Raw genomic sequence first — 24,586 nt, 5'->3', positions numbered from 1 at the left:
TCTCCCCGGGGATCCTCCGTACGGGCGTTTTTCGGCACGAAAGGCTGTCCCGGCACCGATTTTCCCCCGGCGGCCAAGGCTTCTCCATCGAACGAAAGTCGCTGTCCGTCACCTGGAAAAGCCCCGCATCCGCCACCGGCAGCCGACTCCCCGGTGTCGGTCCGGCGACAAATCCCGCTCGGGAGCTTGTTTTTCCGCGCATTTTTTCCTATATTTGTTCTAAACTTGCAGTCGACTCATCCGATCATGTATCTGTTCGCCCACATAGACTTCTCGCTGCCGCTCGAAGACCCGATCCTCAAGTTCCTGCTGATTCTGGTCATCATCCTGGCAGCCCCGCTGCTGCTCAACAAGCTCAAGATCCCCTATCTGCTGGGGCTCATCATCGCCGGCGCGGTGATCGGCCCCCACGGCCTGAACCTCGTGCTGCGCGACAGCAGCATCATCCTCTCAGGAACGGCCGGCCTGCTCTACATCATGTTCCTCTCGGGGCTGGACATGGACATGTCCGACTTCCGCCACAACAGCTGGCGAAGCCTCGTCTTCGGTCTCTACACCTTCTGCGTCCCGCTCCTGCTGGGCATCCTGGCCGGATACTACGTCCTCGGATTCTCGATCTACTCGTCGATCCTGCTCGCCGGACTCTTCGCCTCGCAGACCCTGATCGCCTACCCCATCGTCAGCAAACTCGGCATCGCCCGCGACAAGGCCGTCACCATCGCCGTCGGCGGCACGGTCATCACCGACACGCTCGCCCTGCTGCTGCTCACGGTCATCGTCGGCATGGCCACGGGAAACGTCAACGAGATGTTCTGGTGGCAGCTGGCCGGTTCGGTGGCCCTCTGCATCGCCATCATCGTCTTCGTATTCCCGATCATCGCCCACTGGTTCTTCAAGCAGGTCAGCGACAACATCTCGCAGTACATCTTCGTCCTGGCGATGGTCTTCCTCGGGTCGTTCCTCGCCCAGCTGGCCGGCCTCGAACCCATCATCGGCGCCTTCCTCTCGGGAATCGCCCTCAACCGGCTGATCCCCCGCACCTCGCCGCTGATGAACCGCATCGAATTCGTCGGCAACGCCATCTTCATCCCCTTCTTCCTGATCGGCGTCGGCATGCTGATCGACTACCGCGCCTTCTTCCGCGACTGGGAGAGCCTCGAGGTGGCCGCCGTGATGATCGTGCTGATCACCGCCGCCAAGTTCATCGCCGCCTGGCTCACGCAGAAGAGCTTCCGCCTCTCGCGCGACCAGCGTACGGTGATCTTCGGACTGAGTTCGGCCCACGTCGCCGCCACGCTCGCCGCCGTGATGGTGGGCTACAACGTCATCCTCGGCCATACGCCCGACGGCGAGCCGATCCGCCTGCTCAACGAGAGCGTCCTGAACGGCACGATCCTGATGATCCTGGCCACGTGCACCGTCTCGACCTTCGCCACGCAGCGCGGCGCCCACAACATCGCCGTGCGCCAGACCCATCCCGATACGGACGAAAAGAGCGCCAAGGTCGAGGAGCACCTGCTGATCCCCGTGGCCAACGAACAGACGGTCGAGGAACTCGTCGCGCTGAGCGTCATGCTCAAGCGCGCCAAGGAGCCCGGCGGACGCCTCTACGCCCTGCACGCCATCGACAACCAGGTCGAGGACCCCTCGGCCGAAAAACGGGCCGAGAAGCTCCTCGAAACCGCCGCCACGACGGCCGCCGCCAGCGATATCTATCTCCAGGAGCTGATGCGCTACGACGTCAACATCTCGAATGCCATCGTCAGCGTGAGCCGCGAGCGCAACATCACCGACATCATTATGGGTATGCACCAGATGCCTCCCTCGATGCCGGGACTGCCGGTTCTGCCGGGCATCTCCGGAGCTTCGGGCCCCGGCATCGGCAAGATGACCGCAGACGTACTGATGCAGAGCAACCTGACCACCTTCATCTACCATCCCGTACAGCCGCTGGCCACCATCAAGCGCCACCTGATCGTCGTTCCCGAGAAGGCCGAACAGGAGGCCGGCTTCAAGTTATGGCTGCGCCGGATCCGGCTGCTGGCCGAGAACTCCGGAGCGAAAGTCTCGCTGCTGGCCCCCGAATCGACGCTGGCCTACCTCCGCCCGCGGGAACGCAGACGCCCGGACAACATCGACTACGTCCCCTTCACGCAGTGGGACGACCTGCCCTCGCTTGGACACGACATGCGCGACGACGACTGTCTGTGGTTCGTCATGAGCCGCCGCGACCGCGTCTCCTACCACCCCTCGATGAGCCGCATCCCGGCCTATCTGGAGCACCACTTCGCCGGCTACAGCTCCGTGCTGCTCTACCCCGTGCAGGCCGGCGACACCGAGAGCCGCTACATCCGGGTATAGTTTTGCAATTCCCGAGATTTGCGCTATCTTTGTACCCCAAAATAAGCATAAAGAACATCGCAGAACATGAGCCTCGTAGCAATCGTCGGACGTCCGAACGTCGGAAAAAGCACCCTCTTCAACCGCCTGGTCGGTGAGCGTAAGGCCATCGTCGACTCCACGGCCGGAACCACCCGCGACCGCCATTACGGCAAAACCGACTGGAACGGCCGCGAATTCTCGGTCATCGACACCGGCGGCTACACCGTCAACTCGGAGGATATCTTCGAAGACGAGATCCGCCGACAGGTCCTGCTGGCCATCGACGAAGCCGACGTGATCCTCTTCCTTGTGGAGGTCCGCACCGGCATCACCGACCTCGACATGCTCATGGCCGACATCCTGCGCCGCACCTCGAAGAAGGTGATTCTGGTCTGCAACAAGGTCGACACCAACGATCTGATATTCAGCTCGAACGAATTCTATGCCCTCGGTCTGGGCGACCCCTACTGCATCAGTTCGATGTCCGGAAGCGGTACGGGAGACCTGATGGATGCCATCCTCGCAGCGCTGCCCGCCGACGCTACCTCCGACGAGGAGGACGATCTGCCCCACATCACCATCGTCGGGCGCCCCAACGTCGGGAAATCCTCGCTGACGAATGCCCTGCTCGGCCAGGAGCGCAACATCGTCACCTCGATCGCCGGCACCACACGCGACTCGATCCGCACCCGTTACAACAAGTACGGCATGGACTTCTACCTCGTCGACACGGCCGGCATGCGCAAGAAGGGCAAGACGATGGAGGATCTGGAGTTCTACTCCGTGATGCGGTCGATCCGCGCCATCGAGAGCTCCGACGTCTGCATCCTGATGCTCGATGCCCAGCAGGGATTGGAATCGCAGGACCTGAACATCCACAACCTGATCGTCCGCAACCGTAAGGGGTGCGTCATCGTGGTCAACAAGTGGGACCTGATCGAAAAGGACAACAACACGATGAAGGAGTGGACCGAGTTCCTCAAGAAGAAGCTCGCGCCGTTCAACGACATTCCGATCATCTTCACCTCGGTCATCAACAAGCAGCGGATCCTCGAGGTGCTGCAGACGGCCATCCGCGTCTACCAGTCGCGCAAACGCCGCATCGCCACCTCCGAGCTGAACGACTTCCTGCTGCCGCTCATCGAGAACTATCCGCCTCCCGCAACCAAAGGCAAATATATCAAGATCAAGTACGTGACGCAGCTTCCGACGCCGACGCCGCAGTTCGCCTTTTTCGTCAACCTGCCGCAGTACATCAAGGAGCCCTATCGTCGTTTCCTGGAGAACAACATCCGCGACCACTGGGATTTTTCGGGCGTCCCGATGCAAATCTATTTCAGGCAAAAGTAAACGCAACTCCGGGCAAACGGAAGCTCGGCAACCGTCTCCGCTCCATCCTCACCCGTTGACCGCCGTCTGTGCCCCTCAAAGAGCGCAAAAGCAAGACGGGAACCGGGTATCAACATCCCGGCTCCCGCCTCACTCGATCAACTAACGCCCGCTATCGGGCGATCACCTCGAAAATCTCAACATCTCCCGTCACGCGGAGAGTCGCAGTCCCCTTCGCAACGGCAAACCGGAAGAAAGAGTTCCCGGTCTCGTCCCGTTCCAACACTTCGCCGTCGGCCGACAACTGTTCGATCCGCACGGGGGCATCCAATCCTCCCATCAGCAGCGTATATTGTTCCGTACCGGGCCGAACGGACAACTCCAGCGTCCCGGAGAGGGGCAGCGACGTATCCAAACGTTCGTCGAATGCATACGGAAGCCGGGACTCATCCCCGGCGTCGGGGCCCGACAGCCGGGCAGGAAGCCGATCCGCATGCAGCGGATTGATCTCGAACGAGCGGATGGCCACATGGTTCGTCCGTTTCGAATCCAGACCCCGCAGCCGTACATACCGAGCCTCGACCGGGCTGCCCGTCCAACGGACCACATATTGTTTGTCGAGTTCATCGAGCAGCGGAGACCACTGCCGCCCGTCAACCGAGTACTCCAGCACGGCATGGTCGAAATAGTCGACATCCCTCGTCGAGTTGCGTCCTTGCAGGACCAGGACCTCGCCGACGCCATGCACGCCTCCCAGATCAACGCCTATCCAATCGCCCGGTTTCTGGGAGATGCCCGACGTGTAGTAGGTCGTCGAGTCGTTGTCGAACATCGGACGGGTCTGCAGCGTATGCGCACTGGCAAACGAACCGATCCCACGCAACGTCATCGGCTTCCGGCCCAGCATGCGTTCCATCCAACCATATCCCATGTCGTCCATCGCCTGCTGATAGAAGGGCTGCAGCTTCATCGTTCCCGAACGGTGTGCCCCGTAGCTGCGACGTTCGGCCGCGCTCATCAGGTTGGCCTCATACTGCAGCCAGAACGCGGCATCATCCGCTCCGGCTCGGAAGGCCTCCATCAGATCCAGTGCCCGAAGTCCGCGGGCTCCCAGCCGGGCAAACTCATCAAGCCACGGACGCAACTCCCCGAGCAGGGCCCGATTCGTGCACCGGGCCTCGAGGATTGCCGGAGCCTGCTCCACCCGCTCGAACTCCGCACGAAGGGCCGCGGCAGCCGGGGCCGTCCATTCATCGAGCCGGAACGTGCAGGTCTCCCACGATTCATCGCGGCGGTAGCCGCTCTCCGTATCGGCCGAGTGGATAGCAAAGGTGCGGTAGGCCTCGCGGGCCTCGGGAATCAGTTCGCCCAGACCCCGCTCCCAGTTGTCCAGGGCATTGTACGCTTCGACGTTCCACGCATAGTCCGCCACGCCGTACAGCGCCAGTTTCGAAGCCTCGCCGTGCTCCATCGGGTTGCTCGCAATGCCGCACACCTGCTGTGCCGTCAGCGTCGTGTCGAGCCCGTAGACCGGGCTCTGCAGCATGATATGCCGCGCGTAATCCGTCACGGGATAGTTCCACCAGAAGTAGGCAGGGCGGCAAATACGGCTGTCAACCCACTCGAGCGTCTCGGGCGTCAGATCGCTGCAGACCACGTCGCCCGTCCAGAAGACCCGGACCGACGGATCGAGCTTCCGTCCGTAGATCGACAGACTCCCCTGCGGCGTAGGGTTGGCCCACAGCCGCGAATAGTCCGTCGGGCAGACCACCAGCGGAGCCACATCGCCCTTCGCCCGGACGAACTCCTCCGTCAGGCGGTTGAGCAGCGCAACCTGCCGCTCCGGATCGGTTCCCTCGCCCGAGATGTCGTCGAAGAAGATGGCAAACGATCGGACTCCCAGTTCATACATCCGCTCGAACTTGCCGACCAGATTCCGGTAATCCTCCTCGTTCCAGCGGATATCCTGTCCCGGATGGATCGCCCAGACGAAATCGACCCGATTGCGGCGGCAGGCATCGACCAGTTCGCGGATCTGCATCGCCTCCTGTTCGGGATAGGGCTTCCGCCAGTTGGGGCAGCTGTGGTAGGGGTCGTCCTTCGGACCATAGACATAGGTATTCAGCTTGAAGCGTCCGTAGAAGTCGATCAGCGACATCCGCACCTCGTGCGACCAGGGCGTGCCGTAGAAGCCCTCGACCACGCCGCGGCTCGGAAGATCGGGATAGTCGTTCACCGTCACATGGGGAATGCGCCCGCCCGCCGAGGCGGGGCTGGCAATCAGTTGCCGAAGCGTCTGCAAACCGTAGAAGGCGCCGCACTCGTCGTAGCCCGTGATCGTAACGCCGCGGGCATCCACCGTCAGCCGATAGGCCCCCGATACGGGTTTGACCCCCTGACGTGCGGCCCGTTTGGCCCCGAAAAGGATCTCCAGACGGGGTCCCTTGTCCGCAAACTTTACGAAATCGACATCCTCCGCAAAGCAACCTGCGGGATCCTTCAGGCAGAGGCCCCGCGAGATGTCGAGCCGTTGCGTGGAATCAATCCCCATCTGTTGCGGCGTGGGGTTGATGACGATGCCGCCGTGATCCAGCCGGCAACCCGGAACGGGCGCAACAGTCTGGATTTCGGATCGTTGTGCCGAAAGGTCAAAGTCGGGTTCCTGGGCCGAAAGGGTTCCGCCCAGCAGCAGGACCGAAAAGGCGGCTGTGGAAAAACATTTGTTTAAGGTATTCATAAGTCGGGCTGGAAAGGTTTTACAGGGTATGATGCGTCACGAAGCGGCGTGTCAACCACCTCCGGACAGGTTCGTCGTAGAGTTTCAGCGCCGCCCAGGCCAGCAGGATCACGCCCGCATAGAGGCCGGCCGCCACGGGCCATGCCTCGGCAAAGGGGATCTTCTCCCCTTCCCAAAGCCACGCATAGAAGAGATACATGAAGGGATAGTGGATCACATAGACCGGATAGGAGATGTCGCCCAGGAAGCGGCAAATGCGCGAGGTCGCCGGATCGGTCGCCCGGCCCGAGGCCCCGAGCCACACCAGCAGCGGGAAGGCCACCACCACGCACAGCGCATCGTAAAGGCCGTTCCAGGTCGGATTCGAGCCGTCGCCGACATACGGAACGACAAGCAGCAGAATCACGATCAGACTGCAGAGCCAGAAGGCCCCGCGGACGGCCACGGGACGAAAGATCCGCGACAGCAGCAGCCCCATCGGAAAGGCAAACAACAGACGCAGCAGGCCGCCCGGCAGGTTGTTGCCCGCCAGCGACCACCCCACGCCCAGATGGCCGAATCCCGAACCGTTGCCCAAGGCAAAAGCGGCCAGTCCGGCCCCCGCCAGAGCGACGAAACCCGCCAGCCAACGGGTCGGCAGTCGGCGCAGAAAGAGCGCATAGAGCAGATTGCCGATGTATTCGAAGAAGAGTGACCACGTAGGACCGTTGAGCGGATACATCTCCGCGTTGCCCCGCACCTCGGGCGTCGAGCCCGGAAGCGCCGGGATCAGAAAGAGGTGCAGCAACAGCGCGAGCATCACCGCCGAGAGGGCCACCTGCGTGCCGTCCCACATGACGCGCCCCTGCAGGCAGAAGGTCACGGCACCCAACACCGCCCCCAGCACCACCATCGGATGCAGGCGGATCAGTCGCCGCTTGATGAAACTGCCGAGCGTAAGGCTCCGGCGCCGCCAGCGGTCGTCGTAGGCGTAACCCACCACAAACCCCGAAAGAATGAAGAAAAAGTCGACGGCCAGATAACCGTGGTTGAAACACTGGTCGACGGGACTCGTCGCAAAACCCTCGAAGACGTGATACCAGATGACGACCAACGCCGCCACGCCGCGCAATCCGTCGAGCAGTTCGTAGTGAGGTTTAGAATCCGCAAAGGTCGCAGAGGTCCGGTTTTGCATGGGTAGGAGGTTCAAGGTTCATCAATCAATTTCGGTGGAGGCTTATTCGCCGCTCGGCGTGCTGCCGCTTGCCGGTGTCGGAGTTCCTTCGCCCGAGGCATTGCCCCGGCGGTGGCGGCGTCCGCCGCGGTGACGCCGCTTGCGCGGCTTGTCGCCCGTTGCTGCAGGCGCAGCAACGGCCGCAGGGGCCGGACTCTTCGAAGCCGCCCCCTCCGTCGGGCGGGGAGTCTCGGCGGCCGGCTGTGCGTCGCGCGGCGCCGAATTCGTGCCGCGGGGTTTGTCGCGCAGACGGTCACGCCGTCCGCGGCCGTGTCCCCGACCGTCGCCGCCCTTGCTGCGGCTGCGGCCTCCGCGGCCGCCCCGCTTGCGGGCCTCCTCGGGCTCGTATTTCGGTCCCTCGCCCACGCTGGCCGGAAGCTCCGCCTTGCGGATATCCCGCTCGATGAACTTCTCGATCTGGTGGAACTTGCCCTGCTCCTCCTCGTTGACGAACGTAATGGCGCTGCCCGTCGCCGCGGCACGCGCCGTACGGCCGATGCGGTGGATGTAGTCCTCCGGATCGTGCGGCACGTCGTAGTTGATCACCAGTCCGATATCCTCGATGTCGATACCGCGCGCCACGATGTCCGTGGCCACCAGAATCTTCACCTTGTTGTTCTTGAAGTTGAGCATCACCTCCTCGCGCTGCGACTGGTCCAGATCCGAGTGCATCGCCGCCACGTCGAGCTTCATCCGCTTGAGCGTGTGGGCCAGCTCCTTGACCTTGAGTTTCGACGACGAGAAGATGATCGTCTTCGACTCCGAAGGCTGTGCAAAAAGTTCGCGGATCAGCCCCAGTTTCTGGCTCTCGTAGCAGATGTAGGCCGACTGGTCGATCGCCTCGTTGGGTTTCGAGATGGCGATGCTCACCTCCACGGGATCGTGCAGGATCGTCTTGGCCAGCTGGCGGATCTTCGGAGGAAGCGTCGCCGAGAACATGATCGTCTGCCGCTTCTCGGGCAGGTAGGAGATGATCTTCATGATGTCGTCGCTGAAGCCCATGTCCAGCATGCGGTCCGCCTCGTCGAGGATCAGGTACTCGACGTGCGAAAGGTCCACGTGGCTGTTCTGCAGGTGGGAGATCATGCGCCCCGGCGTGGCGATCACCACGTCCGATCCGTTCAGCATGCCGTTCTTCTGCAGGTCCCAGCCCTTGCCGTCACCACCGCCGTAGACAACCGTCGTCGAGATCGGCGCATAATACGAAAAACCCTGGAACTGCTGGTCGATCTGCAACGCCAACTCGCGCGTCGGCACGATGATCAGCGACTTCACCACATTCTCCTCGTTGCCCTCGAGCAGCAGCCGGTTCAGCAGCGGAAGCGTATAGGCCGCCGTCTTGCCCGTGCCGGTCTGGGCGCAGCCGATCAGGTCGTGACCCTCGAGGATCACCGGAATGGTCTGCTCCTGAACGGGAGTCATCTCCTGAAAATTCATATCGTCAAGACCGTCGAGAATCTCATCCTCCAGGTCCAATTCGTCAAATCGCATAATTTCGTATCTCTCTTAAATTCATCTATATCTGCGCGCCGGCGTATAGGTCCATCTCTTCTGCGGCGCTCTGTTTTCCTGTTTCATGGCATGGCAGCCCTTCGACCGCCGTGCGGCCCGGTCGGCTACAGCGCCTCGCCGAAGAGCGTGGCGGCCGTACAGCCCGTGATGCGCACCCGCACGTATTCGCCCACACGGTGGTCGCCCCGATCGAAGACCACCACCTTGTTCTGCGACGTACGGCCCGACAACTGGTTCGGGTTGCGCTTCGACTCGCCCTCGACCAGCACCTCGAACTCGCGGCCCACGTCGCGGCGGTAGCTCTCAAGCCCCAGTTCGTTCTGCAGCGCGATGATCTCCTGCAGGCGCCGCGACTTCACCTCCTCGGGCACGTCGTCGCCCAGGTGTTTCTGGGCAAAGGTCCCCGGACGCTCCGAATATTTGAACATGTAGGCAAAGTCGTAACCCACTTCGCGCATGAGCGAGAGCGTCTGCCGGTGCTCCTCCTCGGTTTCGCCCGAGAAGCCGGCAATCAGGTCCGTCGTAATCGAGCAGTCGGGCATATAGCGCCGGATGGCCGCAATGCGGTCGAGGTACCACTCGCGCGTATACTTGCGGTTCATGCGTTCGAGCATAGAGGTGGCGCCCGACTGCGCCGGCAGGTGGATCGAGCGGCAGATGTTGGGCATCGAAGCCATGGTTTCGAGCAGGTGGTCGCTCATGTCCTTGGGGTGCGACGTGGCAAAGCGCACGCGCAACAGCGGCGAGATCAAGGCCACACGCCGCAGCAGTTCCGGAAAATCGACATCGCCTGCGCGGTACGAATTGACGTTCTGGCCCAGAAGGGTCACCTCGCGGTAGCCGTTCTCGAAGAGGCTCCGGGCCTCGGCCACGATCGTCTCGGCGTCACGGCTCCGCTCGCGTCCCCGCGTATAGGGGACCACGCAGTAGGAGCAGAAGTTGTTGCAGCCGCGCATGATCGCCACGAAGGCGCTCACGCCGTTGCGGTCCAACCGCACGGGGGCAATTTCGGCGTAGGTCTCCTCCGTGGAGAGGAGCACGTTGACCCCCTTGCCGCCCGACTCGGCCGTATGGACCAGACGCGGCAGATCGCGGTAGGCGTCCGGTCCGGCCACGACATCGACGCCCGAGGGGCCTTCGAGCAGCTTTTCGCGCAGGCGTTCGGCCATGCAGCCGATAATTCCTATGATGAGGCCCGGATGCTGGCGCCGCAGGCGTTTCATCTCGGCCAGACGGCCCCAGATGCGTTGTTCGGCATTATCGCGGATCGAGCATGTATTGATCAGGATCACATCCGCTTCGTCGATCCGGTCCGTATAGACATATCCTTCGTTCTGCATCAGCGAGACCACAATTTCCGTATCGCCGACATTCATCTGGCATCCGTAGGTCTCGACAAAGAGTTTCCGCCCCTCGCCCCGGAGGGGTCGCAATGTATTCGTATTCAATTCCATCGTTTTCGTTTTTTCGGGAGCCGCGGCAACGGGGCGTTTCGTCTCCTGCCCTCGCATCGGCTCCAGCTCGCGCAGCAGTTCCGATTCGCTCCGGCCTCGTCTCTCGAGCCTCGTCTCCGGCCCCTCTCTGTTCGCTCCGGCTCTCGCCCCTTCTCCGGCCCCTTCTCTCGCCCCGGGCTATTCGGCCTGGATCTGGTTCTTGTCTGGGAACTGCTTGAAGCCCTCGCCGAAGGTCTCGTAGGCATCGGTCACCACCACGAAGGCCCGCGGGTCGATCTCCCGGATGCGGTTCTGAACCAGATGCACCTCCTTGCGGCTGATGACCAGGAAGATCACGTCGCGCGACTTGTCCGTGAACATGCCCTTGCCCTTGAGGTAGGTGGCACCGCGCTCCATATCGTTGATGATGAACCGCTTGATCTCTTCGTGATGATCGCTGATGATGAAGAGCAGCTTGTCATAGGAGGCTCCGTCGAGCAGGTAGGCCACCACACGCGACGAGATGTAGATCGTCAGCAGCGAATAGAGCGTCAGCATCCATCCGTTCGAGGCCGCATCGCCCGTTCCAAGTCCGAAACCGATCACGAGCAGTCCCGACAGCACGACAAATCCGTCGGCCAGGAAAATGCCCGTCGAGAACTTGATCCCGGCAAACTTCTGCAACAGCATGCCCACGATGTCGGTTCCGCCGGTGGTAGCCTGCTGCCGCACGACAATTCCCTGGCCCACCCCGACGGCCACGGCCCCCATGATGCAGGTCAGCAGCAGATCGTCCGACAGATCGAGCCGTCCGCCCAGCATCAGCGCCGGATCCAACGATTCGACCGCCTCGGGGGTCGGGTAGATCAGCCGCGTGAGGATGTTCATGAAGCCCGGCGTGTAGAGCGCCGCCAGCACCGTCCGCGTACCGAAACCTCCGCCGAAAACCATCATCGCCGTCAGCATCAGCGGAATGTCGAACATATAGCCGAAGGTTCCGACCTGAATCGAGGGGAAAATATTGTGGAGCACAATACCCATACCGTAGACTCCGCCCGGCACAAAATTATAGGGGTTGATGAAAAGCACGAACCCTGTGCCCATGATCGAGCAGCCGAGGAAAATCAGAAACCACGAGCGCCACCAGGCCCACGATCCCATCGGTTCAAGTAAGGTCTTCGTATTCATACGTTTTTTATTGGATGGACAAAGATACGAAAATCTTCCGATTTATCCCCTTCCTGCCGCTTTTTTCCTCTTCCCCTTTCCGATCCGGATTTTTTTGTTATATTTGCATAAGGAACCAAACTCCCGAACAACCATGATTCTGACCATTTATACCGCTACCACCATGATTATCATTGCCTATCTGCTGGGCTCGATTCCGAGCGCCGTGTGGATCGGCAAGAAATATTACGGCATCGACATCCGCGAATACGGATCCAAGAATGCCGGTACCACAAACATGCTCCGCGTCCTCGGAAAACGGGCCGCAGCTCCGGTTTTCGTCCTCGACTTCCTAAAGGGTTTCGTCGCCGTGACGATCATCGAACTCATGCAGTATGACGACCTGATCGGAGCCAACGACCTTATAAACCTCAAGATCGGAGCCGTATTCGCCGCCGTCCTGGGCCACATCTTCCCCATCTTCGCCGGCTTCCGCGGCGGTAAGGGCGTCGCCACGCTCGTCGGCGCCGTGACGGGAATCTACCCGCCCGTGGCCATGCTCTGCTTCGGCGTCTGGCTCATCGTGCTGATGATCTTCCACTACGTGTCGCTGGCCTCGATGGTCGCCGGCTGCTGCTTCCCCGTCTTCACGCTCATCTCCCCGAAGGTCAACGGCTCGATTCCCTTCGTCGTCTTCTCGTTCGTCATCGCCATCCTGCTCATCTACACCCACCGCAAGAATATCGAACGACTCAAGGCCGGAACCGAATCGAAGATCTACATCTGGAAACCCCGCAACGTGAAGATCAAGTCCGAAGCGGGAGGTGCGTCCGACAAGCCGGCCACCGGACCCAAGCCGGAAGACAACGCCCCCAAATCCGAATAACCCGGGGGGGGGTCTGCGAAAAGAAGCAGCGAAAGAGCCCGGCGAAAAGGAGCGGGCAACATACCGGCCAAACGAGGTCAGACGGGGACAAGCCACCTACAAGAGATAAAACCGAAAACAAATCCCTGCCTATGTTACAGGAGAACCTACTGAAAATATACGAAAAGAGTTTCCGTGAAAACCGCGAAATGTCGGCTCTGACCGACTATTTCAAGGACGAGACCTTCTCCTATTACGAAATGGCCAAGGAGATCGCCAAACTCCACCTGCTCTTCAAAAAGGCCGGCATCAAACAGGGCGACAAAATCGCCCTGATCGGACGTAACAACCCCCGATGGTGCATCACCTATCTGGCCACGATCACCTACGGCGCCGTCATCGTCCCCATCCTGCAGGACTTCACCCCCGCGGACGTCATCCACATCATCAACCACTCGGAAAGCCGCCTCTTGTTCCTGGGCGACAACTTCTGGGACGTCATCGAAGAGGATCAGATCCGCCAGATCGAGGCTGTCTTCTCGCTCACGGACTTCCACGTCATCTACGAACGCGACGGAAAGTCGCTCACCAAGTTCCAGCGCGACATCCTCAAGAACTACCGCACGAAATACCCCCGCGGATTCAGCATCAACGACATCAAATATCCCGACGTCCCCAACGACCGCGTCATCCTCCTGAACTACACCTCCGGAACCACCGGATACTCCAAAGGGGTGATGCTCACGGTGAACAACCTCACCGGAAACGTCGTCTTCGCCATGTCGGCCCTCAACACCCAGACCGGCCAGCTCTACTTCCAGCGCGGAGGCCGCACGCTGTCGTTCCTGCCGCTGGCCCACGCCTACGGCTGCGCCTTCGACTTCCTGGCCCCGATGGCCGTCGGCGGTCACATCACCCTGCTGGGCCGCATTCCCTCGCCCAAGATCCTCATCGAGGCCATGGCCGTCGTCAAACCCACGATCATCTGCTGCGTGCCGATGATCCTCGAAAAGGTCTACCGCAAACAGGTCCTCCCGCTGCTCGAAAAGGGCCCGATGTCCATCGCCATGAAGATTCCGCTGCTCAACACGGCCATCTACTCGGTCATCCGCAAGAAACTCATGGACGCCTTCGGCGGCAACGTCTCGCTCTTCATCGTCGGCGGCGCCCCCATGAACCAGGAGACCGAATCCTTCCTGCGAAAGATCCACTTCCCGATCACGATCGGCTACGGCATGACCGAGTGTGCGCCGCTGATCAGTTTCGCCCCCGACAACGAATTCAAGCAGTCGTCGTGCGGCCGCTACCTCAAGGGGCTGCTCGAGGTGAAGATCGACTCGCCGGATCCCGAACACGTCGCCGGCGAGATCATCGTCCGCGGCGAACACGTCATGAAGGGCTACTACAAGAATGAAAAGGACACCGAAAAGGTGCTCGACCCCGACGGCTGGCTCCATACGGGCGACATGGGAACGATGGATCCCGACGGCACGCTCTACATCCGCGGCCGCTCGAAGACGATGATCCTCTCCGGAAACGGACAGAACATCTACCCCGAGGAGATCGAGGACAAGCTGAACAACATGTATCTGGTGCTGGAGTCGCTGGTACTCGACACCGGAAACGGACGTCTCAAGGCGCTGGTGGTCCCCGACTACGAACAGGCCGATGCCGAAGGCGTGGACAAGGCCGACCTGCCGCAGATCATGCAGAAGAATCTGCAGGAACTCAACTCGCAGCTGGCCGCCTACGAGCGTGTGGCCGACATCGTGATCTACCCCACCGAGTTCGAGAAGACCCCCAAGCGCAGCATCAAGCGCTATCTCTACGAGCCGTCGCTGCTCAACAAATAGCGCAGAGGTCTGCATCCGTCACAAGGCCCGGTTTTTGAAAACCGGGCTTTTTCCGTATCTTTGGGTCATGAAATTCACCCGCAAGCAAGCCATTGGCGAAAATCTGCTCTACGTGATGGTCTGGGCGGCCATCATCCTGGTGCCGGTGCTCAACTCCCAGATGATGTCCGAAATGCACATCAATCTGGAAAACGTCCTCATCGCCTGGAGGCAGATCGCTCCCTATCTGATCATCTTCGTCATCCACAATACGTTCCTCGCCCCGAGATACATGCTCCGTCACAAGTACGGAAAGTATCTGCTGAGCGATCTGGTCCTGATCATCGGCGTCTTCTGGCTGGTGCAGATCTACGAAAAACACCTGGCCGACAACCTCATCGAACAGACCAGCATCAATGTCTCGGAAGCCTACCGACAGGCTTCGTTCTCCAACCTGGAGATCTACTGGAACATCATCCTCGGATTCTTCATGACCGGTGCAAACACCGGCATCAAGCTCATCTACCAGTCCATGCGCGACGAACAGCAGATGGAGGCCCTCAAACGCCAGAATCTCCAGGCCGAAATGGATTATCTGAAGTATCAGATCAATCCTCACTTCTTCATGAACACGCTCAACAACATCCACGCCCTGATCGACATCGACGCGGAATCGGCCAAAAGCGCCGTCATCGAACTCTCGAAGATGATGCGATACGTCCTCTACGAATCGGGCCACGAACTGATCTCGCTCAACCGCGACATCCAGTTCCTGAAGAACTACATCGAACTGATGCGCATCCGCTATACGGACGATGTGGACATTCGCGTGGAGTATCCCCGCGACCTGCCCGAACAGGTGCAGATTCCGCCGCTGCTGCTGATCGTCTTCGTCGAGAATGCCTTCAAACACGGAATCAGCTACAACCACCCCTCGTTCATCCGCATCCACGTCGAATATGCCGACGGAAAGGTCTATGCCACAATCCGCAACAGCCGCCACGCCGCACCCGAAAGGCGCCATTCCGTCGGCATCGGACTGGAAAACGTCCGCAAACGACTCGCACTCATCTACGGCGACAAGGGTTATGCGCTCGATATCCGCGAAACCGACGACACCTACACCGTAAAACTCGAAATACCCACGCTCCATGCTTAAATGTATCGCCATCGACGACGAACCGCTGGCGCTGCGTCAGATCGCCGCCTATATCGCCAAAGTCCCCTATCTCGAACTCGTGGCGCGCTTCAACAACGCCCTCGAGGCCCAGCAGCGTCTCGCCGAGGAGAAGATCGACCTGATCTTCGTGGATGTCAACATGCCCGATCTGAACGGTGTGGATTTCGTCAGGGGGCTGGTCGAACGACCCATGATCATCTTCACGACCGCCTACTCGGAGTATGCCGTCGAGGGTTTCAAACTCGACGCGGTGGATTATCTGCTCAAGCCCTTCAGTTTCGCCGACTTCAGCCGTGCGGCAGCCAAGGCCAATTCACTCTACGAACTGCGCCACAACCAACGCCCCGCCCAGGAGCCCGAAACGGAGGCCCTGCCCCGGGATCGGGAATACCTCACGGTGAAGGCCGACTACAAGGTCTCGCTCGTCCGAATCGCCGATATCCTCTACATCGAAAGCGAGGGCGAATACGTCCGACTGCATCTGGCCAACGGAACGGCCATCACCACGCTTTTCCGCCTCAAGAACATGGAGACGGCCCTGCCTTCCGACTCGTTCATGCGCGTGCACCGCTCCTACATCGTCAATCTGCGGGCCATCCACTCCTATATCAAGGGGCGCATCTACCTCAACGACTCGGAGTACGTACCGATCGGCGAAAACTACAAGGAGGCTTTCCTGAACTACATCCGGCAGAATTTCCGGAATCTCTGACAAGAGAGGAGGGACCCTCGAAACGTTCGGTCGCGTGAGCCGCAGGAAAGGCGGCAGGCCGCAGGGCGGCGACTGGGTGCGGATGAAAGGAGCAGCGCCCGGGGAGGGTCACCGCCGCAGGTCGGGGAAACGGTCGAGACGGCGGTACTGCCCGTCACAGAACTCACAACAGTAGTGCTGCAGACCGTTGGTCAGCACCACATACCGGGCCCCGAGCACCGAATTGTAACGGACGGCCTGTGCAAAGGTCCGTCCGTCGATCTTCACGTGCGGCGCCTTGCACTCGGCCACCAGCAGCGGCCGCGCCGCATCGTCGACCACCACCACATCGGCCCGCTGAGGCTGGCCGTTGAGCTGCACGGCATACTCCTGCACGATGCGCGTGGGCTGCGCCCCGCACTGCGCAATCAGGCAGGCAATCAGATGCTGGCGCACCCACTCCTCGGGGGTCAGCACCAGATAGATGCCGCGCAGCGAATCCCACACCTCAACCGCCTCGCCCCGCTGACGGGCCCGCAGCCGAATGGGCGGAAAATGGAGTTTGGGGAGGTCGTTCATCGCAGTCTCGAAAAAATTGTCTATCTTTACCGAGCACAAATATACGAATCTTATGCGGACGATCCTCGCATCCATCGCGCTTTTTTCCCTCTGCGGGCTTCAGGCCCAGGAGGCTTACCAGCCCTCGTTCGGCCGTGAGCTCCCGCGCGGAGAACTCATCGCCTACCCCTCGGCCGAGGCCGCTTCGGCAGCCGACGGAGGCGACAACCGCTATTTCACCCGGCTGACCCAGTGGACGTTCGATGAAACGGCCACCCGTTTCACCACGAACTTCACCGTACCCTTCGCTTGGGCCAACCGCCAGGTGCTGCTCCACGTCGGGCAGTCGTCGGGCGACTACGAGGTCTGGATCAACGACCGCCAGGCCGCCTACGTGGCCGACGGGAATTCGCCCGCCGAATTCAACATCACCAAACTGACCCACGAGGGGCGCAATCAGGTCGAGATCCGGGTCATCACCCCCTCGCCCACCGCGCCGCTCGAAAGCTGGCGGGAGAATCCCGAACCCACGCTCGGCGGCATCTGGCTGCAAAGCCAGCCCACGATGCGCATCCGCGACGTCGAAACCCGCACGCGTCGTGTCGGCGAAAACGGATATGCCACGGCCGAGGTGGCCGTCGTCGTCAAGAGCGAGGCGCTCAACCCCCGCACGTCGCGCATCCACTATCAGTTGATCGCCCCCTCGGGTGAAGATGCCGCCGCCGGATTCAAGGACCTGACCCTAAGGATGCGCGGCGAGGATACGATCCGCTTTCTGGCCCGCATCCCGGCCAACATGCTCTGGTCGCCCGAACTCCCGACCCAATACATCCTGCGCCTTAAGACGCAGTACGAGGGGCGTTATGTCGAGTATGAGGAGCTGCGGCTCGGATTCCGGCAGGTTGAGGTCCGCGAGGGGCAGCTGCAGCTGAACGGTACGCCAATGACGCTGCGCGTGCGCGAGGTGCCGGCCACGATCTCCGAAAACGAGATCGCCGAGCTGCGCGAACAGGGGTACAACACCTTCAAACTGCTGCCCGGCCCCGTCTCCGAGGACTTTCTGAATGCCTGCGACGGCCAGGGGATCTGCGTCATCGCCCAGGCGCCGATCGACACGCAGCGCAGCGGCGATTCGCGACGCGTGGGCGGCAATCCGTCGAACGATCCGGCCTGGAAAGAGGCCTACCTCGAACGCGCTTGGAACAGCTATCACACCACCAAGCGTCATCCGTCGGTCATTGCCTTCTCGCTGGCCACCCGTTCGGCCAACGGCATCAACCTCTACGAGACCTATCTGAAGATGAAGCGCATCGACGAACAGCGACCCTTCATCTATCCCGAGGCCGGCGGCGAATGGAACAGCGACCGGCTTCTTCTGGAGTAAAATAAGGTGGCAGCCCGTCCCGACGGTCGCCGGGGAGTTGCCGCAGTCCAGAAATGCAATCGAGCGGAGGGGTGGGTAGCGGACGGCCGGGCCCATCGGCAAAGCCGGTTGGATGCCTCGGAATACTCGAAATCGTCACACTGAACGTTTCGGCAAGACCGGGCAATACCTCTCGGAAACATCCGGCCGCCAACGCCGAGCCTGCCGGAGGAGGCGGGCCGAACGTTTCAGAGGAGCCGGAGTGAGCTTCTCAGAAGAACCGGGCCGAGCTTCTCAGGGAAACCGGGCAAAGCTTCTCAGAAGAACCGGGCCGAGCTTCTCAGGGAAACCGGGCAAAACTTCTCAGGGAAACCGGGCAAAACTTCTCAGGGAAACCGGGCAAAGTTTGGCTGAGGAGCCGGACAGAAGGCGCCGGCAGAGCCTCGGAAAAAGAATTTTGTAATTTTTTTCGTTTTTTCTTGGGAGAGAAGAAAATTATACTTATCTTTGCACTCGCAATCAGGAATTGATTGATGCCTCTTTAGCTCAGTTGGTAGAGCACGACACTCTTAATGTTGGGGTCCAGGGTTCGAGCCCCTGAGGGGGTACGAAAGCGGAAATCGAAAGGTTTCCGCTTTTTTCTTTTCAATTTGTCTTGCGAAATAGAAATTTTCTCCCTATCTTTGCATCTGCAATCAGTGAATGATTGATGCCTCTTTAGCTCAGTTGGTAGAGCACGACACTCTTAATGTTGGGGTCCAGGGTTCGAGCCCCTGAGGGGGTACCAGAAAGACCGACAATCGAAAGATTGCCGGTTTTTTTATTCCACCCCGGCTTTATCTGCCCCATCCCCGGCAGCCCCCACGGTCCGATATGACGATTCGATTACTTTTCAGACAAAAAAGTCCGGACGAATCATTATTTTCGTATCTTTGAACCACAAAACCGACCGTCCTAACCCGTGAACACCGATTCCGATCTTCTCAAACGCCTCTCCCGAGGCGAGAAAAACGCCTATGAGGAGGTGTTCATGCGCTACCATGCCAAGGTCTTCCGCTTCATCCGGACCATCCTGCACGGAAGCGACTCGGCGGCCGATCTCACGCAGAATGTCTTCCTCAAGATCTGGAACAACCGCCAGTCGCTCGTCCGCATCCAGTCGCTCGACGCCTATCTGTTCACCATCGCCCGCAACGAAACCTGCGACTACCTCCGGCGCAAGCAGTCCAGTCTGAAATACCTCCTGGCCCAACAGGAGTGTCAGGAACCCTCCTGCGACCTCCCCTACTGCTACGACTCGGAACGAATGGCCCGGCTCGTCGACAACGCCATCGCCCGAATGCCCGCCCAACGGCAGCTGATCTATCGCCTCAGCCGCGAAGAGCACCTCTCCAACGCCGAGATCGCCGAACGCCTCAGCCTCTCGAAGCGCACCGTCGAACACCATCTGTCGCTGGCACTGAATGACATACGCCATGCACTCGGGCCGCTGGTCTCCGGATTGTTCTTTTTTTTCATTTCGCGTTGGGTATGATCGCCCGCTTGTGCGTCTATTCTAAAAACGCACAGGCAAAATGGACAATTCCAAGCACAACAAGATATTCGACTGGATCCACGGAAAAGGCTCGGCACAGAGCAATCTGGAGGCGCTCGACCAACTTTGCAAAACGCCGCTCTCGCCCGAAACCGAACAGACGCTCCACGACTATTGGAAGACGATTCCCGAAAACGGAGACGCGCTCCGCAGTCGGGCCGCTTTCGACGGCTTCTGCCGCCGGGTCGGTCTCTCGGACTCCATCGGACGACGGATCGTCTGGGGCCGTCGCGTGCGCAATCTGGCCGCCGCACTGTTCCTGCCCGTGGCCCTGTTCAGCCTGCTGCTGTGGCTCAATCCCCGTCAGGCCGACGTCGAATGGTGCGAATTCGCCGTGGCTCAGGGCCATACCGATTCGCTCGTGCTGCCCGACAACAGCCGGGTCTGGCTCAATGCCGGATCTCACCTGATCTATCCCCGCCGGTTCAACAACAAAACCCGCAAGGTGTTCCTCTCCGGCGAGGCCTTCTTCGAGGTGGCCAAGGATGCCGAACACCCCTTCATCGTCAACGCCGATCAGGTACAGGTGCGCGTGCTGGGAACCCGCTTCAACGTTACCTCCTACGAGGAGATGAACTCCGTGGCGATCAGTCTGATCGAAGGATCGGTGAGCATGGGCGTCACCCGCGAGAACTTCAAACGCGACATACTGCTCGTCCCGGGCGATGTCGTCCGCTACGACAAAGTCTCCGGAGCCGTCGAACAGCGCCACCAGCCCGCCGAGGCCTATCTCTCGTGGCGTCACGGCGACTTCTACTTCAACAACCAGCCGCTGGACGAAATCGCCGCCCAGTTCGAACGTGTCTTCAAGGTCAAGATCTTCATCGTCGACCGCAGCGTCGGGGAGACCCGCTACTCGCTGGCCTTCGTCAACGGCGAGAGCCTCGATCAGATGCTCAGGGCCATCGCCGGCAACGACCTGCGCATCGACCGCGACAAGGAGATGATCATCATCCGTAAAAAAAGATAACAACCCTGCTGCCTATGAGTAAAACGAATTGACCCCAACCGACCCTGCAACAAAAAAGAATCGGAGAGTCGCTACCTCCCCGATTCACGTTCCCAGTCATTAAAACTCGCATCTTAACAACCTAAACTTCACAAAAGTATGAAAAGTGATCCTATTTCAAAATTTATCAGACGATTTTTTGAAGGATCAACCGTCTTGCTGCTCGCTTTGGTGATGCCGTCGCTGCCGGCCGCAGCCCAGCAGCCGTCCCAGCCCGGCGACGAGCATATCACCCTCTCGATGAATAACGTCACGATCGAACAGGTGCTCGAACGGCTTCGAAGCCAATACGGTTATTCGTTCGTATACAAACCCCAGGAGATCAACGTCCAGCGCAAGGTCTCGATCGACGTCCGCCAACAGACGATCGGTCAGGTGCTCGATCGGGTCTTCGCCGCCCAGCAGGTGCGCTACGACGTCGAGCAGAAGATCATCCACCTCTCCAAACAGACGGCTCCGGCCAAACCGACTCCCGGCAAACGATCCGTGGAGGGCTCGGTGGTCGATGCATCGGGACTTCCGGTCGTCGGGGCCGCCGTGATCATCAAGGGCACCACGCGCGGCATCAGTACCGACATCGACGGCGGATTCCATCTGGAGGAGCTCCCCGAAAACGCCATCCTGCACATCTCCGCACTGGGCTACGCCGAGGCCGATGTTCAGGTCGGAACCCGCACCTCGCTGCACGTCGTCCTGAAGGAGGACAGCCAGACGCTCGACGACGTGGTGATCGTCGGCTACGGCTCGCAGAAGAAGGTCAACCTTACGGGTGCCGTCGAGAGCGTCTCGTCGGATGTCTTCGAGAACCGCCCCGTGGCCAACGTCACCCAGATGCTGCAGGGTGCCGTGCCCAACCTCAACATCTCGCTGGCCGACGGCAAGCCCAACCGTTCGGCATCGTACAACATCCGCGGTACCACGTCGATCGGCGCCGGCGGCAGCGCCCTGGTGCTCATCGACGGCGTCGAGGGCGATCCGGCCATGCTCAACCCCAACGACATCGAAAGCGTCTCGGTCCTGAAGGACGCCGCCTCGGCCGCCATCTACGGTTCGCGGGCCCCCTACGGCGTGGTGCTCATCACCACCAAGGACCCCGCCCGGCAGAAGGACTCCTTCACGATCAACTACACGGGCAACTTCTCCATCGAACAGCCCTTTGCCGTGCCCGACGTGGTGAGCGACGGATACGTCTACGCCTATCTGGCCCGCCAGGCCGACATCAGTCACCGCGGCACGGATACCTTCAACAAACTCAACAAGTCGCAGGACTTCACCGCCTATGCCGGAGGCATGCAGGGCTGGCTCGAGGATTTCCGTCAGCGCAATCTCGCCCACAACCCGCTCGACGCCATCGTCGACCGCGACGGCAACTACATCTACTTCGGCAATACGGACTACTACGACGCCCTCTACCGCGACAAGACCTTCGCACAGTCGCACAACATCTCGATCAGCGGCTCGAACGGCAAGATCAGCCACTACCTCTCGGGACGTATCTACGACTACAACGGTCTGTTCAACTACTCGCCCGACACCTATCGCACGATGAACCTCCGTTCGAAGGTAACCGGACAGGTCCTCCCGTGGCTGAAGGTCAGCAACAACTTCGAATACACCTTCGACAAGTACCACATGCCCACCAGCGGCAAGAACTCCGACGGCGGCGGTACGAACGGCGACGGCGTCGTCTGGCGCGGCATCAACGGCGAAGGTCACCCCTCCTCGCCGCTCTTCAACCCCGACGGCACGCTGACTCTCTCGGCCGCCTACTCGATGGGCGGTCTCCTCACCGGAAACAACTGGATCGACCGGACCACCAAGACGCTCAAGAATACCACCACCGTCAACATGTCGTTCCTCAACGACAAACTCCGCCTGACGGGCGACTTCACCTTCCGCACCAAGGACTACATCCAGGACAAGAAGGATACGGCCATCCCCTACAGCACCCGGGAGGGTGAGATCAGCTACCTCGGAACCCCCGAGACGGGCGACTACATCGCCACCACCACCCAAACGACCACCTATCTGGCCACGAACGCCTATGCCGAATACGAAGACACCTTCGAGGAGCGGCACCATTTCAAGGTCCTGGCCGGTTACAACTACGAACAGCAGGACTATCGGGCCATCACCGCCCAGAGCTACGGACTGCTGATGCCCGACCTGAACGACATCGCCTTCGCCCAGTCCGACGAGGGCAAGACGATCTCCAGTTCGGCCAACCGCTGGCGGTATGTCGGCGCCTTCTTCCGCCTCAACTACAACTATGACGACCGCTATCTGCTCGAGATCAACGGCCGCTACGACGGTTCGTCGAAATTCCCCAACAACTCGCAGTGGGGCTTCTTCCCCTCGGCATCGGCCGCCTGGCGCGTCTCCGAGGAGCCCTTCTGGGAGGTCAACCCCCGCGTGGTCTCCAATCTGAAGATCCGCGCCTCGTACGGTGCCCTGGGCAACAGCAACGTCAGCCCCTACACCTACATCGAGAAGTTCTCGCTCAACAACCGCTATGTCAACGGAGTCGGCGGCTCGAACAACCGCTACCTCAACGGTCAGGCCCTCACCTCCTACGTCTCGAGCCCCAACCAGATCCCCGACAACATCGGCTGGGAGACCTCGAAGACCATCGACGGCGGTATCGACGTCGGATTCTGGGAGAACCGCATCCAGCTCACGGCCGACTACTACCTGCGCCGCACGCTGGACATGTACACCGTCGGCCCGACGCTCCCGAACACCTACGGAGCTTCCGCCCCGAAGGGCAACTACGCCGACATGAGCACCTACGGCTACGAAATCTCGCTCTCCTACAACGACACCTATCAGCTGGGCGGCAAACCTTTCCACTTCGGAATCAAGGGTACGCTGGCCGACTACTACTCGATCATCGACCGCTACAACAACCCCACACGCAAACTTTCGGACTACTACGAAGGGCAGCGTATCGGCGAAATCTGGGGATACGTCTGCACGGGACTCTTCCAGTCGACCGAGGAGATCGCCACGGCCTTCGACGGCCAACCCTACAAGAACTCGCTCATGGAGATCCCCAAGGACCACAACGCCCGCCCGGGTGACATGCGCTTTGCCGACCTGAACGGAAACCACGACATCGACAACGGCGGTAACACGGTGGACAACCCCGGCGACCGGAAGATCATCGGAAACTCCGAACCGCGCTACATGTACACCATCTCGCTCTCGGCCGACTGGAACGGCTTCTTCCTATCGGCCCTGTTCGACGGTGTGGGCAAGCAGGACTGGTATCCCAGCGCCGAGAGTACCTTCTGGGGCCAGTACAACCGCCCCTACAACCAGCTCCCGACCTGGCACATCGGCAACTACTGGACCGAAAACCACCGCGATGCCTATCTGCCGCGCTACACCGCCTACTATCCCCCCTTCTACAAGGGACTGGCCAATACGCGCTACCTGCAGGACGTCTCCTACATCCGGCTGAAGAACTTCCAGTTCGGATACAACCTGCCGCAGAAATGGATCTCGAAGATCGGTCTGTCGAAGGTCTCCGTCTACTTCTCGGGCGAGAACCTCTGGTCCTGGTCACCACTCTACCGCCACACGCGCGACTACGACGTGCTGACCGCTTCGAAAGGCTCCGATACCGACCTCTCGGGATCGAACGTCAACAAGGGCGATGCGATGAACTACCCCACGATGCGCATCTTCAGCCTCGGAATCTCGATCACCTACTAACCCG

The 24,586-nt window shown here is 60.4% G+C and carries 16 protein-coding genes and 2 tRNA genes; 12 read left to right on the top strand and 6 right to left on the bottom strand.

Features of this window, described 5'->3' with window-relative positions; all coding sequences use genetic code 11:
- Positions 1 to 246 precede the first annotated feature (246 nt).
- Both B5E60_RS00675 and der read left to right on the top strand, forming a co-directional pair.
- Positions 247 to 2,361, top strand: coding sequence for a cation:proton antiporter (locus tag B5E60_RS00675; protein ID WP_087308959.1), 2,115 nt, complete (start codon positions 247 to 249; stop codon positions 2,359 to 2,361).
- A 66-nt stretch (positions 2,362 to 2,427) separates the two neighbouring features.
- Complete coding sequence (gene der, locus B5E60_RS00670; RefSeq protein WP_087308958.1) at positions 2,428 to 3,732, top strand: ribosome biogenesis GTPase Der; 1,305 nt, start codon at positions 2,428 to 2,430, stop codon at positions 3,730 to 3,732.
- A 151-nt stretch (positions 3,733 to 3,883) separates the two neighbouring features.
- On the opposite strand, the gene B5E60_RS00665 is transcribed toward der, so the two are convergent.
- The 5 genes from B5E60_RS00665 to B5E60_RS00645 form a co-directional block, all read right to left on the bottom strand.
- Positions 3,884 to 6,448, bottom strand: coding sequence for a beta-N-acetylglucosaminidase domain-containing protein (locus B5E60_RS00665; protein WP_087308957.1), 2,565 nt, complete (start codon positions 6,446 to 6,448; stop codon positions 3,884 to 3,886).
- 19 nt (positions 6,449 to 6,467) lie between these two features.
- A complete protein-coding gene (locus tag B5E60_RS00660) occupies positions 6,468 to 7,622 on the bottom strand; it encodes an acyltransferase family protein (protein ID WP_087308956.1) in 1,155 nt (384 codons plus the stop codon).
- A 42-nt stretch (positions 7,623 to 7,664) separates the two neighbouring features.
- Positions 7,665 to 9,152, bottom strand: a complete 1,488-nt coding sequence (locus B5E60_RS00655) for a DEAD/DEAH box helicase (RefSeq protein WP_087308955.1) — start codon at positions 9,150 to 9,152, stop codon at positions 7,665 to 7,667.
- A 125-nt stretch (positions 9,153 to 9,277) separates the two neighbouring features.
- Positions 9,278 to 10,627, bottom strand: a complete 1,350-nt coding sequence (miaB, locus tag B5E60_RS00650) for a tRNA (N6-isopentenyl adenosine(37)-C2)-methylthiotransferase MiaB (RefSeq protein WP_087309079.1) — start codon at positions 10,625 to 10,627, stop codon at positions 9,278 to 9,280.
- 177 nt (positions 10,628 to 10,804) lie between these two features.
- Complete coding sequence (locus B5E60_RS00645) at positions 10,805 to 11,794, bottom strand: YitT family protein (RefSeq protein ID WP_087308954.1); 990 nt, start codon at positions 11,792 to 11,794, stop codon at positions 10,805 to 10,807.
- A 133-nt stretch (positions 11,795 to 11,927) separates the two neighbouring features.
- On the opposite strand from B5E60_RS00645, the gene plsY reads away from it, so the two are divergent.
- From plsY to B5E60_RS00625, 4 genes are all read left to right on the top strand, one after another.
- Complete coding sequence (plsY, locus tag B5E60_RS00640) at positions 11,928 to 12,659, top strand: glycerol-3-phosphate 1-O-acyltransferase PlsY (RefSeq protein WP_239403140.1); 732 nt, start codon at positions 11,928 to 11,930, stop codon at positions 12,657 to 12,659.
- 131 nt (positions 12,660 to 12,790) lie between these two features.
- Positions 12,791 to 14,491, top strand: coding sequence for an AMP-binding protein (locus tag B5E60_RS00635; protein WP_087308953.1), 1,701 nt, complete (start codon positions 12,791 to 12,793; stop codon positions 14,489 to 14,491).
- Between the two features lie 67 nt (positions 14,492 to 14,558).
- Positions 14,559 to 15,629, top strand: coding sequence for a sensor histidine kinase (locus tag B5E60_RS00630; protein ID WP_087308952.1), 1,071 nt, complete (start codon positions 14,559 to 14,561; stop codon positions 15,627 to 15,629).
- The gene (locus B5E60_RS00625; RefSeq protein ID WP_087308951.1) at positions 15,622 to 16,362 is read left to right on the top strand and encodes a LytR/AlgR family response regulator transcription factor; all 741 of its coding nucleotides are present in this window, start codon (positions 15,622 to 15,624) and stop codon (positions 16,360 to 16,362) included. The genes B5E60_RS00630 and B5E60_RS00625 overlap by 8 nt, the downstream gene beginning before the upstream one ends.
- 108 nt (positions 16,363 to 16,470) lie before the next feature.
- On the opposite strand, the gene B5E60_RS00620 is transcribed toward B5E60_RS00625, so the two are convergent.
- Positions 16,471 to 16,920, bottom strand: a complete 450-nt coding sequence (locus tag B5E60_RS00620) for a type I restriction enzyme HsdR N-terminal domain-containing protein (protein WP_087308950.1) — start codon at positions 16,918 to 16,920, stop codon at positions 16,471 to 16,473.
- Positions 16,921 to 16,972: 52 nt separating this feature from the next.
- Between B5E60_RS00620 and B5E60_RS00615 the strand changes: the two genes are divergently transcribed.
- The 6 genes from B5E60_RS00615 to B5E60_RS00590 all read left to right on the top strand — a co-directional run bounded on the left by B5E60_RS00615 (position 16,973) and on the right by B5E60_RS00590 (position 24,582).
- Positions 16,973 to 18,283, top strand: coding sequence for a glycoside hydrolase family 2 TIM barrel-domain containing protein (locus tag B5E60_RS00615; protein WP_087308949.1), 1,311 nt, complete (start codon positions 16,973 to 16,975; stop codon positions 18,281 to 18,283).
- 514 nt (positions 18,284 to 18,797) lie between these two features.
- Positions 18,798 to 18,870: transfer RNA gene (locus tag B5E60_RS00610), tRNA-Lys, on the top strand.
- A gap of 103 nt (positions 18,871 to 18,973) precedes the next feature.
- Positions 18,974 to 19,049 (top strand) — tRNA-Lys (locus tag B5E60_RS00605).
- Positions 19,050 to 19,223: 174 nt separating this feature from the next.
- Complete coding sequence (locus tag B5E60_RS00600; RefSeq protein WP_087308948.1) at positions 19,224 to 19,796, top strand: RNA polymerase sigma-70 factor; 573 nt, start codon at positions 19,224 to 19,226, stop codon at positions 19,794 to 19,796.
- Between the two features lie 40 nt (positions 19,797 to 19,836).
- A complete protein-coding gene (locus tag B5E60_RS00595) occupies positions 19,837 to 20,826 on the top strand; it encodes a FecR family protein (protein WP_087308947.1) in 990 nt (329 codons plus the stop codon).
- Positions 20,827 to 21,039: 213 nt separating this feature from the next.
- Positions 21,040 to 24,582: a TonB-dependent receptor gene (locus B5E60_RS00590; RefSeq protein WP_087308946.1), complete on the top strand. Its 3,543-nt coding sequence runs from the start codon at positions 21,040 to 21,042 to the stop codon at positions 24,580 to 24,582.
- Positions 24,583 to 24,586 lie beyond the last annotated feature (4 nt).

Source organism: Alistipes sp. An116 (assembly GCF_002161005.1).
Taxonomy (GTDB): Bacteria; Bacteroidota; Bacteroidia; order Bacteroidales; family Rikenellaceae; genus Alistipes; species Alistipes megaguti.
This window is presented reverse-complemented; position numbering and strand designations above follow the sequence as displayed.